This is a genomic window from Rania fehmarnensis, assembly GCF_056494185.1.
On the sequence record NZ_CM151398.1, the window covers coordinates 6,556,027 to 6,575,906 of the forward strand.

The window sequence follows — 19,880 nt, forward strand, 5'->3', positions numbered from 1 at the left end:
TTAGAGATCGAACCATCGCTGATTCAGATTCTGCATGTCGTTAAAGAACGCATCGACATCGCCACTATGCTCTGACGAAGTTGATGGATACTCGGTTGCATGAACCTGCGGTTCACTGAGGGCCGCTTCCGATGTGTTAGCGGCATACGGCAGGCAGGCATTCACTGGCTGTAGAGCTTCAGGAACTGCTTGTTGAGAAGCATGTGGCAACTCCCAATCGCGACGGTTGACCAGCGGAGCTGCTTCGCCTTCGGCCATCATTCCGGGCACCGCTGCCAAGGATATTCTGGGCGTGACGTCAGCCGATAGTTTGTCGATTGAGGAAGCGTCTTGAGGCCGTAGTCCCGAGCCACCGGCGCCTTCGGCCGCTGAGCCGGCTGCCGGAATCGTGATATTGTTCAGTCGAACCGTATTGGAGATGCGAGCTTGAACGTAAGACAGGTCCGCACCTGTAACGCGACGATCTTTGTTCACGTCGCGCGCCTCGGTGACGGCTACCAACGCGTTGGAGATAGAAGCTTGAACCAGTGAGAGGTCCGCGCCGGTGATGCGGTAAGGCGCTGCACCGTTGATTTCACCCGGCGCACTGCCCAGATAGAACACAGCCGGGGTAGCTAAACCGGTGTTGGCATTCGACCGTAGCACGATCTGCAACCAAGTGTATTGAATCGCGTTATCGGGCCATTCAATTCTGACGCGGGCCGGAGTCGTCGCATTTCCAGCAGTGACTACGATCGCATTAGGCGCCGGTGCATTGGCCCAGGTGCTCGGATTAACAACTCCGGAAGCACCTGGAGGAGCAACGCGGAAGATGAAGTCACTAGCCGTTAGCGACCCAGCCACCAGACCTGCGATGTCCAACACAACTCCGTTAATGCCGCGCGTGTAACTGGAAACATTAGCAAAGCTGGTAAGCTGAGTTGTTGCTCCTGATCGCAGCAGTACTTTGTTCGTATCCAAGGCACCATTGATGCCTCCAACCGATTCAAAGCTACTGTTGTTGTAGAAGAGTTTGCGATTGGTGATCGCCACTAACGCACTGAGAGTAAAGTTGGTTGTAACGCTATTTGAGCCATCGTTGGCAGTAATCGTCACGACTTGGTCGCTCAACATCTGCGAAGGCGTGTAGCTCCAAGACCACGTGCCATCAGCGTTCTTCACCACTGCTCCTAGCGACGCGGAAAGTGTAATGCTGGCTGGGTTTTCACCCGACCAGGTTCCCGAATTGGTAATACTGGACAGCACGTTCCCCTGAACGCTCGCATTGTTGGCTGAAAGGTTGACGCTCTCTTCGACGTCTTGGACATTCAAAGTCAGTACGGTCTCGACCGCGTTGCCAATCAAGTCAGTGGCTCGAACACGCACCGAGTAGGTTGGACGCGTTTCGTAGTCCAGCACTTCGCCTTGGCGAAGCAGAATGCGATCTTCGCTAATAACGAACCGGGCGTTATCCACGTCACCAGCACCAGCGACCAGTGCAAAGGCATGCACGTCTGCATCGTCCTGGTCAATCGCGCTCAAGTTCCCGAACAGCAAATCTGCGGCAGCGGTGTCTGCCGATTCCACAATCGTCTGTTGATTCAAACTGACCGCAGTCGGGCTATGCAGCACGATCACTACATTGCCGGTAGCCGTCGATTGATTGCCCGCGGTATCGGTCGCCAAGACGCGCACCAGGTGGCGTCCGGAGCTGAGCGTTTCAGGCAAACTGTTGTCGGGCAAGGACCAGTTGCCATTGCCATCGTTGATAGCTGGAATTTCGAAGCCACCGATGGAGACCATGAGCGTCGCGGTTGGATCATCCACCGCGCCCGACAGAGGCGGATTGGTATCCGCGGTAACGAGCGAATTAGTGGAAACCTGAGCCGCATCGACATCGACATTGTGAATCAGCGTCTGCGTCGTCACGCCCCCATCGAGATCGCGCACTTCCACTTCGATCTCATACTGACCACTAACAGCAAACTTGTGGTTCAGCACAAACCCACTGGCGCTGAGTTCCAGCGGCAGAACAATCGGCTGGTCATCACCGCGGGCGGCGTTGTTCTGCAGCCGGATTCTGGCAATGGCAGTCAACTGATCCAAACTGCCCGCATCGGCCACAGATCCACTGAGCAGTAGCGGTTCGCCAGTGGCGGTACCCGAACCACCGGACAGGTTCGTCAAGACTGGATCACTATTGGTGATGACAACTGGCAGCGTTTGCACAAACACATCGGTGCCGTCGTCAACTTGCAGTGTTACCCAGTAGGTGCCTTCATCCGAGGGTACGAATTGTGTAGAAGTCGTCCCCGACAAAGTTGTGGCAGCGCCCGTGGGTGCAATGAGAGTCCAAGTGTAGGTAAAGGTCTCGCTGGTACCAGGATCGACGAAGTCGACCAGGCTGATCGTTTGCAGTTGTCCTTCGATGGGTGAACCAGTCACGGCGAGTTCGAATCGCGGAGCCACATTGGATACGCTCAGGTCCCAAGCAGCGTTGGATGACGCGGTGCCATCGCTGGCGACCAGTTCCAAACGATAGTCCGCTTCATTAGTCGGGGTGTAGCTAAACAGTGCGTCTGTTGAAACAAACAGCGGGACTGATTCGCCTTGAAGGAACAAGGCCCATTCATACGAGACGGTATCCGTCGCCACATCGCGAACTAGCGACGTACCATCAACCAGAATCGTGTCCCCTTCGAACCAGACCGTTGGCACCTGATCGGAGGCGATGGCCGGCGCGACGTTGCGAACTTGGTAGCCGCGGGTTTCAATCTCCGTGGAACTGGTTCCATCACTGACGCGCACCGCTACCAGGTAACGACCATCACCTGGGAACTGGTGAGTCGGACTGGCTACAGTTGAATCAACGGTAAAGGTCGTGCCATCGTAATCAAAGTCCCACTCGTAGGTGAGCGTATCGGCCGGAACATCGGTTACTCCGATCGAAAACTGGACATCGGCTAGTTCGTCAACAAGTGTCAGGTCACCACGAATACTGATGTCATCGATATTCCAGCCAGAGTATTCGAAGGCGCCACTGAATACCTCATGGCCCCAGCGAATAATCAGCGCTGACGTACCGCTAAAGTCACTGAGATCATAGGAGACTGGCTGCCAGGCATTGTCAGTAATCGCTGTCGCGAAAGGATTCTCGAAAATCGTATGCCAAGTGACCCCACCATCCGCAGAGACGTCGATCGTGGCTTTAGCAAAAGGTTGAAAGTCAATATTCAACCAGCGTTGGAAGTGCAACTGGGGATTGGACACGCCAATGAGGTTAATGGGTTCAGAGGTCAGGTATTGAGGACCGTCCGGTAGCGTCACATAATCGCCCGCCAGCGCGACGCCTAGTACAAAGTCACCAGTTGCTCCCGTCGTTGGGTCGGGGCTTCCGGACTTGGTTCCGCCATTGCCAACAGGCACACCAAATTCCCAAGGTCCGGTCATTGACCAACCTGGGTCTTGCGTCAATGCCTCATCAAAGACAACTTGGTCCGGCAATAACGACGAACCTGATGCTTGAATACCTCCGAATAGTTCCGGCGCGGAGTTTGAGACGTTGATCGTAATTTCGAAGGATGCCTGGGTACCATCAGACAAATCGTTGATGGTCACACTGGCGGTCAATGTTTGCTCGTTGCCAAAGACACGCGACAGAGTAACCCGTTTAATGGATTCGTTATCCGGATCGGCAGCAATCAAACCGTTTTCGGCAGCGCCGTCGGAATAGACAACGTTGACGGTCCATTGATCGTCACCGTCACGGAATTGCAACAGGTCTGCGAGCGACTGACCTTCGGGGATATTGAAAACCGTCGAGCCAGCGAGCACGGGTGGTGCATCGCTAACGGTTACCAAGACTTCGTCTTCGGCCACGACGTTCTCGTCTAGATCGGTAACGCGAACGCGCAGGGGCACTGCAAGTCCGGCCGAGGATCGACTCCAGGAGTAATTGAAGTCACGCAGCGCGCTGGCTGTATCGAAGGACTGTTCGAAAACGCCATCGCCATCGGCATCGATTTGCACGCGCCACACGTCGCTGGAAAGATTATCGAGCAAACCGGGCCAGGCTTGCTCGCGCCCTTCTTCGATCGTGAAGTCCGCGCCTAGGTCGATGACTGGACTGGACGACACAACCGTGACCGTTGTGCTGTCAGCGAAGTTAAACTCGGCGTTGCCTGCACGTCGACCACGAATCTCGAGTTGGACCTTGAAGACGCCTTGGTTGGCTGCGAAGAACTCCAACTGTGGTGCTAGCGTGTCGATGCTCGCGTCCACTTGTCGCCAGTCTGCCTGGCCAGCGGGTGTGATTTCTTGTCCGCTTGAGTTAAGCAGTACCCAGCGGTATTCCAGCAGGTTCGCTCCTTCGGGACGGCTAATAATTCCACCGACGGTGAAGCTATTGCCTTCGTTGCCCGTTGATGGCTCATCCAGCTTGACCCAGCGCAAGATACTCGCTGGTCCAATGTTGATGATCTGACCGACCGCGGCAGAGATGTTTGGTATTGCGGGTGGATCACCAGAGCTGGTGTTGACCCATTGCATATTCAAACCAGTGCCGATGCCCAGCCGCTTCATGGACAATGTATAGCTACCAGCCGCCCCGGGCGCGCCGCTACCGCCGCTGTTTGGGTTGTAGCTGTAATTCGGGTAACCGGATACGCCGATGAAGTAAGTACCAGCAGTCGCGAACGTGTAGGTTATTTTAGAGAAGTAGCCTTCACCGCTGTCGTCATCCAGTTGCAAGGCTTGGCCGCTGGCATTAAACAGCCGCAGCATGGTATCCATAGAGCCGGCTGCGGAGGTACGACTGGTCTCAAAGACCACGCTTGCGCCTGCCGTAACGGTAAATGCATAGAGGTCGACGTCTCTGGTAGTGAACGCGCCGTCGCCTAGTTGTGCGCTGAAACGATGTTCCGACGAGTTGGAGGTGAAGCCGGAGGCGTAAGCCGTTGACAGCGTATCCCCTGCATCGGAGCTAAGCGTGTTCGAGATCGGCACGTCATTGATAAAGGCAGGTAGATTAACGGCTGACACTACCCCTTGATTGTTGGTGACGAAAACTTCGCCAGGTTCGATGATGCCATTGCCATTGATATCGGCATGCAGCACTGCACCTTCGATTTCTTCGCCCGTATCAAAGCTCAGGCTACCGTCTAGATCTTCGTACTGAGTAGCCTGGACGACAGCTTTACCCACGGTGACTTCAAAGCGTTCGGTATACGACCGGCCTGAATCGACTTGTCCTGCAGCCGAACGGTCGTTGGCCGTCAACTCAACTTCGAAGATGCCTTGGTAACCGGGTTCCGGCGTAATAGTCATCTGATTACCAGCAATAGCGATATGCACGCTGGCTTCTGAAGCATCAGCCGTAAATACCAGGCTATCGTTATCAGCATCACTGGCCGTGAAGGGCACGACGAGTGAGTTGGTGATGTAGACAACGTCGTTGTCTGCGATCGAGAACGTAGTTTGTTTGTAGGAACCGTTAACGATATTAGCGCCGACGGTAAGAGTCGTTTCGGCTTCGGGAACTAATACTGCGTAGATGGCGCCGGAGGCGAAGCTGCCTAGGACGCGTGTGTCAGCGCTAACAATGTTATCGCCGGTGTAGCCAAAGCGTGGATCCGTCTGCCAACCGCCGACCAGCAGTGGTCGTACTGTGCGGTTGCCGACACCCAGGCTGGTATTGTTCCAGCCCACATCGGACAAGTTGGCCAGCAGTACCATGTCATAGCCGGCATAACCTTGGCTAGCCAAGGCGCCTTCCAATCCCCAAGCGCCTTCTAAACGAATGGCTGCGAAAGCTGCGTTATCAGGGGCTGAACCAAATATGGCTTGATCATTGAAGACTTTGCTGATGGAATCTGGCAGCAGTCCAAAGGCTTCACCACCACCAGCCAAGCCGGCGATGTTAGGAGTGTATTGAGCTACATATGGGTTAGAGCCGTAAATCTCTTCGCTTGACAACTCTAAACGGTCAGCCGCGACACTTCCTAGGTAGTCCTCAAAACGTGTGTTTGCTCGATTCCCAGGAGTGCCTATCGACACATTGGAAGCATATACATACCTGCCAACACCTCCGGAGTTGCTGCCAGTGCCACCAGAAGAGTCGACGGTTACTGTCGATGAATTCAAGACGCTTGCCGCCAGTTTAACCGTGCCACCGGAGCCCCCGCCTCCCAAACCACCGTCCCCGCCAGTACCACCAAGGCCACCCGTGCCTCCGGATCCACCGTTCCCACCATTACCGCCGCTGTTGAAGCCAGTGCCGCTTGCTCCTGGAGTGCCTGGACGTCCCCCACCCCCTCCGCGCCCTAAATTGGGTTCATCAGCATCTTGTTGTCCGTTCCCGTTTTTGTCGTCGTAAACATATGGGTTGGTTTGCCCATCGCCCGTGTCTCGAGTGAGATCTGCATTTCCACCGCGTGCCCGGAGATTTCCTTGAATCGATGAATAGCCTAGGGAAATGATCTCAAATGCGCCGCCGCCGCCGCCGCCAGCTTTTCCATTACCGCCACTGCCACCAATTCCACCATGGCCGCCAAAGCCTCCTTTTCCTCCTGCGCCGCCGCTCCATCCCCACAACCCTGGATTACCGCCACCCTGGCCACCGCCACCGCCACCGCCTCCGGCACCACCACCTCCACCGCCTTGGCCGCCTCCGGCACCACCACCTCCGCCACCGCCTGCTCCTCCAGAGAGGCTCAGTCCAGAGACTAGATTGTTTGCACCCAAACCATGCAGGCCATTGTTGCCTCCTTTACCGTCGCGCCCAGGGCCACCTGGCAATCCGTTGTCGCCATTGCGAGCGACACTGTAGTCTCCAACTCGTGTACCGTTGGTGTAGGTAAAGCCACCTGCTCCAAACGTTCCACCACCGCCTACGGTGCCTCCATTGCCAAACGTCTCGCCTGTGAGTCTGGTGCCCCCAGTTCCGCGATCTCCTCCGCCTCCGACACCACTGTTATTAAAGCCAGTATTGCCAGGGGATCCCGCGATGCCGTTTGGTCCACTAACGCCAGAATTGCCTCCAAATCCGCTGCTACCAGAATTTCCCGAATCTCCAGATCGTGCAGAATACCCTGTGGCAAAATCATATTCACTACGGTAGAGCTTGCTTTGAGGAATCTGTTGCTTTGATACACCAGGTCCCGAGTACGATACGGATAGAGTTTCATCGCTTTCGTATTCGTAGTAGTACACCCAAATTGCATAGTAGCCCGCGCTGGAGAAGTTCATCGTTCCAAAGCGTTCTCTTGCTCCGTGGTTCCCATCGTTATTAACCACCTGAGTCCACTGATTGTTGTAGATCCACAAGTTTGATCCATCGTCCGAAGTTGTGTAGAAGGTGTACGTGCCGGGGGTGTCTATCTGCACAAATGCGTACTGTTGATAGCCAAAGTATGTTCCAGTATGCGAAAGTCCGAACTGACTTCTGGTACCTTGAGAATTAATGGTATTAAATGTCGATCCGATGTCATGCGCGCTATCAATACTCGAATTTGCTATGTATAGGGCGTAATCAATTCCGCGATTTCCCTGCCAAAAGCCGCCACCTCCCCCGGTTCGACCATTGTTTTGATAAAGTCCCCCGGCACCTAAACTCCCTGTAACCCCAGTTACAATGCCGCCACTTCCACCGCCCCCACCACTGCCACCACCAGCAAAGCCTTGTGATGCTTCTGCCGACGCGTTAATTACAGTGTTTGGGTCTAAGTAGGTGTCACCGCCAACGACGATCGACAACGGTACGTTGCCATAGATGCGAATGGTATCCGCGCCGATGCGCACGTTGCCTTCAACATACATGGTCGCCACGCCACCGACGTTGGCGAAGCGGAACGGTTGGTCGTAGAAAACTCCGCCACCGGTCGACCAATTGACGCTCGCGCTCAAGCCATTGGCAATCGTCATGACATACGAGCCAACCGCACCACCCGTACCGCTATTGGGGACGCTGGGGTCGTAGCCATCATTCGAATAACCAGAGACACCGGCGTAATAGGTGCCAGCAGCCGAGAACGTATAGGTTATCTTGGATAGATTGTTCCATCCCTCATCGTCGCTAACCGCCAACTGCTGACCGCTGGAGTCAAACAGTCTCAGGATCGTATCGACGTTCACCCAATTGACAGGCGCCGTTTCAATTGTCACCGTTTGGCCAGCAGCCACAGTGAACGAGAAGATATCAACGTCATTTGCCGAATAAGTGCCATCACCGAGAGCATACGAGCGTGCAAAGACACTGCTTGACGCGTTGAATCCTGTCGAGAACGCAGCTGAAAGGCTGTCTCCAATATCAGCGCCGCCATTGGTGTAAGGATAGGCGGCGGTGATTTCAATTCGATCCGCAAAAGGATAGACATTGATGGTGCGGCCACCAGCTAATGGAGTCGACGCTGTGGGTTGGCTATAGGGTCGTAGGATGTCAAATCCAACGGAGGTCGCATTGACCTTGCTATTGAGGAACACGCTGGAATTGAAGCTTAGCAGGTCAATCGGTCCTACAGCTGGTCCATTAGAATCAGACACATAGTTGAATCCTTCGACCAGACCGGTGCCCTCGGCGTCTGAGTAAGTCGTGGTCAACCCACTGGCGATGAGAGTCTGCGCGGACTCATCCAGCGGATTGGCATTCAAGTTGGCGACCCGCAGGTTGGGCAACGCTCGGCGCGACAGTCGGACTGCGTCGGCAGCCAGGTTGCCTTGGATCAAGTTCCCGTCTTGATCGGTCAAGCGAATAATCAATGATCCGGCAGCATTAGGGGCCACGTACCCCAGCGATTCCCAGGGCCGACCGGCAAACATACTGTCTAGCGGGCTGGTCTGTTGATTCCGAACCTGAACTCCCGACGTCTGCGTAATGACCAGCTGAACTTCGCTCGATCGCAATTCAACGGTCTTCAGCCCATCACTAATCGTCCATACTTTGCCAGCTTCAACCTCTACAACATCTTCCTCGAACGTATCAAAGACTAAACCCAGACTGCTCAGTTGCGTCCGCAGTGCAGCTGGCAACGTTTCATTGTTTAGTTGCGTAATGACAGACTGTTCTAACGCCGGCTGCGTATAGCGATTTAGAATTCCAGACACTTGCCACTGGGCTGCCGAAGTGCGACTGACATGGGCTGGCCACGTGACGCTTAATTCGTAATCGATCGGTTGACCATAAGCATCAACCGTTGGCAAGTCGGTAAAGGTATAGACTGCGGCAACTTCACCGCCAGCGGCTGGCACCATGCGATAGTCGCTGGCAAACGCACCATTGGCGCTGGCGCCAGTCCACGCAGGTCCGGTCTCGCTGTAGCCAACGTCGCCATTGTCGATGATCCACTGGCCCGCCAGCGCATCGATCGAGGCGATCGAGTTGTGCGACAGGTCGAGCCAACGCAAAGGATTGGAAGCTACGACCTCTCCGTCGTCGTCGTATGCATAACTGGTTGTCGTCAGCGGTGTCACATCCGAGATCTGGTTGTGCGAGAGGTCCACCACCTGCAAGAATCGCTTGTCAGCCAGCGTCGCCAGGCCGCTTTGATGGGTCTTCCAACTCTGCGATGAACGTTCATTGCCCGAGGCCAGAATGGCGATTTGATCATCAGGCAGATTGCTGGCGGGCCCGCGATAAATGCGGACTTCGTCGATCTGGCCATTCAAGAAATCACCGTTGGACCAGCCAAGTTGAGCGAACTGCAGATTGGTTGGCAGTCCGCTGACCGCCGGACTGGTGTTAGATGGCGCACCATTGGCATTCATCACCAGGCCATCGACATACATCCGCAAATTACCTGCAGTTGCAGTCGTACGGGTAAAGGACAACAGGACATGATGCCAATCGTTGTCCCCAAAATCTGTAGTGGATGTCAGCGAGTTATAAGTGGTGCTCAGAACGGCCGTTGCTTCATTGGCAAACTTCGCATTGACCTTACCATTTTCCAGGTAGACTCGCAGTGCTTGGCTACCCCCAAACGCAGTGGGCACGGCTGCTTCGGAAGTTAGCGCAAACAGGCCGCTGCTTTGATCGTCGGTCTTGAACCAGAACGAGACGGCAAAACTATCGCTGGAGTTCTTCCACAAGTTGGTACCAACGCGCATCGGAATGGCAACGTGGCCATCGACGCCATCGAACAAGTACGAGCCGACATTGCTGTTCTCGACGCCGGGTGCTGGTGACGCAACGACCGATTGCGACACTCCACCAAAGACAACAGCCGAAGGCGCTCCCGAGGTTCGCTGGTTGTTGGCATATTCCCCACTGATCTCATCCAGCGGATACCAACCAAATGGTGTCTGACCACTGGCGTAGCTCGAGGCGAGGAACACATCTTGATGAGTCGCAATTTGGTTGTAACGTCCACTGAGCCAACGCAGCTGATCAAGCTGATCAGCAAACGACAAATCGTAGTATGTATTCTGATCGTTGCTGAGCAGAGTATCTGCATCGTTGAGGCTTTCGATTACGCCACCGGAGAGCGAATCGATACTGACATACTCCAGCCGGCTCAAGCGACTAAGCACATGCAGCGGTCCGATCGGCGTCGGGGGATAAGCTTCGTTCATGTCGGCTTGCAGAGGATTTCCATCCAGATCAACAAACCTCAAACTGCGCCAACCCAATTCGCCTTGCTCTTCGCGATTCAAACGAATGCCGGGCTCAACTGCCGACAAAGATGAAACACGTTGATTGGACAAGCCGACATATTCGAGATTGACTGCGTATTCCAAGCCCTTGAGGTTGGTCAGCGTGTACTCGGCGTACTGGTAGGTATCCTGTGAGCCGGGTGTAAAGCTGCCGTTTTCGATCCGATAGCCGACTGTGCCATTGCTCGAGTTAAAGCTGGTCACCACGACAGGCACGCCGTTATTGGAGTTGGCTGGGTAAATCGTCAAGCGTTTGCCCACTGCCATTGAACTGGAAGCAATCAAGCTGCTGTCGACGAACTGACCTGCGGTGGAGCTATTTACTGTGTACCGCGGCGAAAGTCTACCCAGTGAGGCTGGATCCAGGTTCACCTGGACCAGCGATGTCACGTCCGTGGCTTGCAATGGTCGACTCAACCTCAGACCACCCGCGGCACTGGGCACTGCCAGGCCGAGTTCCTTGGCAACTGCCAGTTGTAGCACCGGATCAACGAAGGTCACGATGGCGAAGTCATCAGGTGTAGCCACCAGGTAGCCCAACTCACCCGGGGCGACGTCATTGCGGGTTTCCGTACCTCCTAAGCCGCGATCACGAATCTCCAGTGGCTCAGCCTTGTAAGTATCCAAGTCGGATTCACCAAAGATGCGATCGTAATAGGCTCCGCCTTCCAAGTAGTCGGTGCCGCTACTGCCGCGCAGTTCATCGCGGTCGGTGCGTGCGTCTGCATCGCCAACTTTCGGTGCTTCAATTTCTAAACCAATCGATAGGTTGCCGCGATTGGCCACTGGATCGTAGGTCGGATCGAACAGGCGATGGCCTTCATCATTGGTTGTCGGGGCCGCCGCAAAGGGATCGTAGACGCGCAGGTGATATATACCTGCCGGAACCGAACGTAAGTCGATAATCGATGAAGCCGCAAAACCACCGGCGATCCGGCGTCCCTGCGAATCATATAGATCGCCTACCACGCCTAAGCGTCGGTTGGTTTGCAAATCGAAACGCATCGAGCTGGCATAAACGCGGAGCGGAGTGGCCAAGTCCGACGTCATTCGCAGCTTCAGTCGAGTCTTGCCGGCTGCAACTGCATCCACAATCTCTTGACGCAAATTGAATGTGGCGGATCCACCAACGCTTGGGAATGATGCGTTTGTAATGAGATTGCTTTCGCCTGCAGCGTTACGGAATCGTGTCGCTGGGGCGGCGGTGTCCGCAGTGTTAAGACCACCAAAGCTCTCTTCGTCAAGCACTTCAATCTTGATCGAACCATTCAGTTCGGATCCAAGATGGCTGTAGTCAAAGCCGAATGACGCTGCACTGATCAAGTCTTCCGGCGATTCGACTAAGTCAAAGATCTTCGATAGATCCAAATCCAGTAGAATTGTCGATGGATCCGTACCACCCACCGACCAGACACCTTGGTTGTCGGGAGCTGTCTGCAGCGTATTGGTTGATTGGAGAACGGAGGCGACCTTCAGCGGCAGAACACTCTGCAATGGGTCGATGATTTGTTCAAGTTCCACTGCGGTTTGTTGATCACCTGCGGACTGGTCGTCATGACGGAACACGGTTCGCAGACTGTGTTCGTTATCGTTACCCAAGAACCAATAGGGAGTCCCATTAACTTCCGGTGGCACATCTGCGCTCATGTTGATCCGGAACACCGCGTAATCACCACCTTGAGCGCCAGCTGCATACAGGGACTGCAGGAATTGAACCAGGGCACTGCCGCGATAGGACAGCCTGGTCAGTTCTGTGGATTCGCTGACAAGTGGATCAGCCAGTTTGGTTACCGCGCTGTTGCCGATGCCAGTTCCAAGGTCGGAGCCGGTACGAGTGTCGTTGGCGCCCGCATACTGCCAGGCTGTGGATAGTTCAGGAGTCTGAACAAAGCCCAATCCGTAAAGGTCCAGGTCGAAACCAAACACGGGGCTTTCAACCTTGTCACCGATTTGGACCTCCAGTTGTGCAGCGGTCAGCGTCTGCGAATCACCTGGCTCCGGTAGCTGGAAGAACATTACATAGCTGTACTGTCGGCGAGCACTTTCTGGATCGGATACTCCGCCACTGCCACCCACCCCGACGATATTTGTTCCGCCCGGATGAGTTCCTGAAAGTCCATCTGGGAATGTTGCATCGGGTGCACGATACGAGATGGGGCCGCTCGAAGCATGAGCCGCTGTTTGCGCGCTAGACTCCTCGAAGCTTTGATTGGAGAAGCTCCGAGCGGGAGCCGGGCGGCTGATCGGTTGATTGTTCTCATTGACAACGCGCAGTTTAATCGAATCACCGATCTGACCGTCGCCCTGGAACGAGAAGGTATACCAGCGCTCGATACCTGGTAACGCCATAGATTGGCCGCCGACTGAATATCGTCCCCACTGAGGATTGATGGAGTCGTTATCGGCATAGAAGACCAGGTCGCTATCAACCACACCCTGCGCAATGCCATTGACTCGCGGGCCATAAGTCAACGCTGTGACCGCATGAGTATCAAAGGCGACGGAAGCTACCAGCGAATCCGAAAGTTCGTAGCTGAACGGTCGCCAGTCGGTTCCATTGCTGTATTCCCAACCAGTTCCGTTGAAACGCACGATCAAGAAGTGATCGCTGCTGTCTTGTGGGAGTTGATCGTTTTCATCGTCTTCATTTTGGAAGCGTGTATGAACGCTTTCGACGCTATGCAGGATGTAGCCACTGCCGGTCGCAGCCGCATGCAGGGCGATACCAGCACGCACATTGCCGATCTCCACCGCAACTTCGGCGTCGACAATCGTATCTTGGGCATTGTAGTATCGGAATGGCTGACCATCGGAACGTTCTACCAGGTACAGCCCAGCTCGCGGTATCTCGCGATTGGCGAGAGTAGTTTCCAGTCGGTTTGGTGGAAGATTTGTGCTGCGTCCACTACCAAAGATCACGTACACCCGACCAGCATCCAGATCGTTTGGCAAATTCACTGGTTTGGCGGTATTCACATCTGCCCAAGGCGCGCCGATGATAACATCCGAAATTCCGTTACTATCCAAGTCCAAGTAAGGTGACGGAGATAACTGACCGAACTGATCAGCGCCGTTGGCAGTTTCGCCACCTAGCACCGCATTGTGACTGCTGAATGCGCGGAAAGCAGACGGTGAGGCCAATAGAGGATCGGCAGCAAAGCTGTAGAACACACGCGATTGGTTAGAATTGTCAGACGATACGATCACGTCGTTGCGGCCATCGCCATCAAAATCACCTGTGACCACGGATTGGCGGGGAATGGCTTCACCATCGACGCTAGCGGTGTGGGTCATAGTTCCCAACACTCTGTTTCGCTGAGCGGAGTCAGCGCCCTGGTTGGGATTGAACGGTCCAGTTGCATTCAACTGCGCAAAACTGGCTTTGTAGTTCGGTGTGCCTCCCAAAATGAAGAGTGAGCCAGTTTCGTTGAGCGGGCTTCCAGCCGTCGTCACCACTGGGCTGGCGGACTCGTAGTTGCGAGTAAAACCGAAGTCGGCAGCGCCGTCACGATTGGTATCGCTAGTTGCCAATACCGATTTGCCCAAGCCTCGCCCTTGCCAGACGTAGTGAGCCAGACCGCTATAGGCACCGCTCGAGCCTGCCAAAATTGGCACGTTACCCGCTGGCAGTTGTCCACGTCCCAAGACCAAGTAAGTGCGGCCAATGCTCTCGCTGGCAGTACCTGCACCATAAGCGGCGTACTGTGCATCGCCAATCAACAAATCCTCGTAGCCATCTTGATTAATGTCACCCACAGCCACCGCGGTCAGCTGACTGGCCGTAGCCACGGCTGTCCATGGACCAACCGCCAGGAGATCATTGCGACTGGTCGCATCGGTCTGGAATGTGAAGGCTGCATCATTGGTCGCATTGATGTTGGCATTAGCATTGCGCAGAGCACCTTCAAACAAGTATCCGGCGGGACGAACTGCATCAGCGGTAGCCCCGGCCAGCGGTTTGCCCATGACCACCAGTTCATCTTGTCCTTGACCATTCCAGTTCAGCACTGCAAAACTGAAATCATCCAGTGCATTCGAAAAGCCGGCGGTTGGAATCGTAATCGTCTTCTGCGCGGTTGCCAAACGGCGTTCCGCCGACGAGTTACCGGCCAAGATGCGCACGATCAAGTTGGTGCCGACGATTTCGGCGTATACCAGATCCTGCAACGAATTGCCCAACAGGTCACCGGATGCGACATACTTACCCAGATAGACCGAGTTAATTCGATCCCCGACGACTTCGTCGGCGCGGCCCTCTGCGCGCAGGTACGGAGACGAAGCGGTCAAATCGGCGTTGGAAGATATATTGCGATTGACGACCCAGTCCTCACCGCGAATGGCGACTTTGTTGCCCGGCTGCGTGGTGTTAATTCTCGACAAGGTGCTCGAGGTCACTGGTCCAAACAGTACATAGCTCTGCGCGCTCTGCGAATTACCGGCGACGATAAAGTCCTCCAGGCCATCACCGTTAAAGTCACCGATACTGGCGATGGTGGAGAGGGCGTCGCCTGCCGATACACCTTCAAACGCGAAGGCATCGGCCATGTTGACAGGTTGATCCGGCTTCGGAATGCTGACACCGGCCGTGTTGTTCAGGTAAGAGAGCAAGTTAATGAAAGTCAGTCGATCATCAGCATCCCGATCAAACGCATCACCGGCTGCGTCGTATGGTGTGACAGCAGGAGGCGTGTTGACGGGGATCTGACCGCTATCGGGCGTGCCGAACCGAATGTTCAAGTCATCCATTTCGGCTAGCAGAGTCCCATCTTCAAACGGGAAGCGTCCGCCGTAGATAACATCGCGAGCGATGCCACCGAGTAGGAAATCGTCGCCCAGGCCGCCGCTGAGGAAGTTCCTATCCGAATCGCTGGCGTCGAACCGACCACCCACAATCGACTCCGAGCCTGCGCCGCCCAGTACCAGGTCGGGACCCAGGCCGCCCATCAACACGAGTCGATTAAAGGCAGTTGCGCCCGCAGCTAAATCACCGCCACTAATACCCCAACTCTCACCTCCCAGTAGATAACCGGGGTCAGCGTGAATCACGTCGATATCATCACCACCATCGATCACCGTTCGCTCAATGTCGATAGCGCGGAAGAATGCATATCGCTGCAAGTATTCACCATCGGCCGCAGCAAATCCAAAATTGGTGGTATCCCACACCAGCGTTGATACCTTGTGGCGGCCCAAGAAACGATCGAAACCCAAGGTTACGAAATCGCGAATACCAACTCCGCCACCGACGTAGTACACCTGATCAACGTCATTAGGATCTTCACTGCCGATAAACAAGTCGCTGTTGCCGTTGTCGAATGACAATCCGTTGCGAGTGGCCAAGTCGTCGGGTACCAGAATAAAGTAGTTGTTGCCTGTTCCACCAACGATCAAGTCTTCGGCTTGCTGGTCGTAACCACCGGATAGGTAGTCATCGCCTTGGCCGCCAAAGATCCAATCTTCGCCGCTGCCACCTAACAAGTGGTCATTTCCCGAGCCACCCAGAATCACATCGCGACGAAGGGTTTGCGGCGCATCAAACTTGGTCTCTACTGAGTTGCGAGCTTGCAACGCAGCGCGGTTGCTGGCAGTGCGCACGCCTGTCGACGAATAGAACTCGAACTTGGTATTGGCTAGGGCCAGCGGCACATCGGTGTTTCCATCGCGACGCCAGGCCGAGTCGACGCGCACGCGATAGGTACCACGTGTCAGACCAGCCAGGTCCAACGTGGCTTGAGGATCAGCGTCGGTCGACGCAACTTCTTGAAGCACCGCACCGGTACTGCTGAGCAATTGCAGTCGCAAGCGATTCGTGGGCGAAGCCACAAACTTGCCCGCCACGTATTCGTTCAATACACGCAGACCGAATGCGTCACCCAACTCACCAGTTTCAGCCAAACTGAATTCGTAGAAGATTGCAGCCCCATCGGCATCAGTCCCGGTTGGTCCTGCGCCCGGACTGATGGTGTAGATGTCCGAAACCAATCGATCGATATCGTTGATCTGATAGGGGGCAGTTTTGGAGCCACTGCCCTCAAGCGCTTGTGCAACATCAAACTCCAGGTCGTAGCGCACGGGGCCATCGGCCGTTACCTTCAAGAGGTAATCACCAGCTAAATTGGCTGGCAAGACAAGTGGCGAGTTGCTGCTGCTGGCCACGCTGACCAGCGTGTCGGCATCGATCAATTCAAGCGTAACGGTACGAGCAGCTACGTGCGAACTAGCGGTGATAGTGCCTGTCGCTCCACCAAGTGCCAACTTAAACCAATCACCTTCCACTTGTGCTCGTTGCAGACTCGGCAAGGTCAAGTTCGCGATTTGCTCAATAGAAGCTGGCGAGCCCAACAGGTACGCATTGCTGGCACTGGTATTGGGAGTGGTCGAGCTTTCGTAGATATCTGGAGTGGCCGCGCTGGCGTAGTTGAGCGCGTATTCGCCTGTGACGCCATCGATATCCTGAATACGAACGTAATACTTTACGCCAGCAACCAATGTCGACAGATCGATGGCTGCGATTTGGTTCTGGGTCAGCGCGGTAGCCAAGCGATAACCGGATGAAACTTCTTCGATTGGGCCACCGACCAGGTTCATCAAGGCAACTTCAGCGACAGTCGGGCGAACGGCCGAGTCCGCTGCCAATCGATCCGCCGCATAGACCAAGTTATAGGTTCGTCCCTTGGTCAGGATAACATCGGCGGCGGTCTTAAAGTCCGGTCCCACTTCTTGCGGAATGGTCAGCGAGAACGCAACATTATTTACACCTGTATAGTCGGTCAACGTACTCCACGCTGGGGCGATGCCAGCATAGATGTCGATCTGCAGCTGCTGTGGTTTGGCGGCATACGCCGTTTGTGAGTTGGAAGCCTGCTCGGCTCCCACTCCGCCGGCGATCAACTGCAGTACGTCGCCCGCTAACGGCGCTGAGTCCAGTGAGAACGAATACCAGTCGACTTCAGAGCTCTCATGTAGATTGACATCGGTAGCGCTGTCAATCGTGAGACCCGTAAACTCTTGGTCAGATCGCACGCCACCGGCGACTGCATCCAGCGATCCCAGGTCTTTGGCCTTCGCGGGAATATCGTTGCGCACGCCAAATTTATCGGTCTGGTCAGGCAGATATGCCAAGCGAGGTTCCATACGAACCAAGTCGTTGCCGCTGCCCGCATCTACCCACACGGATTTCTGTACAGTTTCCCCAACTAGGACCGTGTCATTACCACCCAAGGTATCGACCAGGATTGCCAGGAAGTCACCTTCCGGTGGCAGCACCGTTACTCCAAGATCGGTCTCGCCCAGTGCGTCTAAGCCATTGTCTCGACGCTCTTCGGGTGATAGCCGGAACAGGCGACCGGTCACTGGATCCCAACGATAACCTGCGTTCTCGACATCAAAGAACTGCTCTTGATTGCCATTGGCATTGGCCGAAGGATCATTGACGTTGTTGTTGTCAGTGACCGGTGCAAATAGCGACTGACCGATTTGATACGACAACTTGAGATTGAAGGACCCTGACTGACGAATGGTCACAATATGTCGGCCATACATCGGGCTGGTTGGATCCGTCACGTAGTCGATCTGTACCGTATCGTCGGTATCACTTAATCCGGTACCAGCCCCCACGTACCACACCGCATCGGTTTGCTTGGCGTACTCTTTCCACGCATCATCATTTTCCCAAGGCATATCACCAGCGCCGAAAACCTCACCGCTATAGGTATACAACGTGTCCCCGTTAGCGCCGCCGCCACCGTTGCCATACAAGAAGTCTAGACCCGTTCCACCATACAACTGCTCGGAATTAGCTGAATTGTTACCCAACATGCGGTTCAATCCAGTATCTTCGCGATTGCCAGTGGCTGGACTAGATACGGGTTTGCCTTCTGCGTTGCGGTAGACCCCAAAGTTTGCAGCTGACAAGTTTGCCTTGGGCGCGGTATCGCTGCGCATCAGTGCCTCGCGCAGTTGGACATCGGTGTAGTTGCCGCTAAAGGCATAATTCAAGGTTGGATTAAACGACCAAGCGCTGAGAACGTTATCCCCACGTCCACCAACCAGGTCGTCGTAGCCACCACCTGCGTACAACTGATCCGAGTCAAAGGATGCATTGCCGTTGAAGTAGTCACCCCACAGTCGATCGTTACCGGCAAAGCCATAAATACGATCACTGCCTGGACCGCCGTCCAAGCGATCGTCGCCAGGTGAACCGAGCAAAATGTCATTACCTGGACCACCGCCGACCATGGCTGTATAGGACACGCTACTTTCACCCACCGCAGCTTGTGTACCTGTCAAGCCTTGAACCGAGAGCACGTCATCACCCATCAGGCCCGCAATCTGAATCTGCTCGACGCTGGGCATAATGCCCGCCAAGATCGGACGCGGATTGCTGATGGGATTGATCAGTTGGCCGGTAATCGCATTGCGTGAACTGCCAGACCGATAGGTCACATTCAAGTTGCCGGTGGAGAAATCGCCGGACAAGAAAATGTCATCATGGAAGAGTGGATTGCCATTGGCATCCGACTGGGCATCACCCTGCAACAGTACGATGTCAGCCCAGGCGTCCGTAGCGGCGTTGTCGACGAAAGTTGCGTAGGTCGATCCGTTTACTTCATGACCAAACAACTTGTCACCACCGGTGACTGTGTAAGTGTTAGCCACATCGAGCGTCAGAATGTCGATGCCCATGCCGCCGATCAATGCATCGTTGCCGTCATTGCCTTCCAGCCAGTCGCCATCTTCGTTGCCGCGCAGGATGTCATTGCCACCGCCACCAAAGAGTTGATCTTGACCGAAGCCACCCAGCAGGATGTCGCTTCCACCAACGGTGGCGGCGCGGACGTTGCGCGCGTACATCGGTCCGTCCAAGTAATCGCCGTGCAAGAAGTCGGCCTCTTGCTGACCAGAAAGCAGATCTTGGCGCAAGTTGCCGTATAACAAATCTTCACCCGATCCGCCGATCAAATGATCGCCGATTTGCGTAGCCTCGATCGCCGCGTCATAGCCGGCGAAGGCATACAACGTATCTTTGCCTGGACCACCAAACAGAACCTGCCCCAGTTGACCGATGCCGTTTCCATCAGGAGAGCCGGTATCGCCAAAGACCAAGTCATCGCCTTCGTCGCCAAAGAGCAGGTCCAAGCCGTCGCCACCGCGGAGGATGTCGTTGTTCAAACCGCCGCGTATGACATCGTGACCGCCATCGCCCAAGGCCTCGCCGATTCCACCTAGTAAGCGATCATTGCCGGCGCCACCGTCGA

General features: G+C 55.0%; 1 protein-coding gene (running past one end of the window). It reads right to left on the reverse strand.

The features are described from left to right. Positions 1-19,880, reverse strand: partial view of a pre-peptidase C-terminal domain-containing protein gene (locus SH573x_RS22495; RefSeq protein WP_479350055.1) — the 3' portion only. It continues 12,139 nt past the right edge of the window; 19,880 of the gene's 32,019 nt are visible here — the last part of the coding sequence; its start codon lies off the right edge, out of view; the stop codon is at positions 1-3.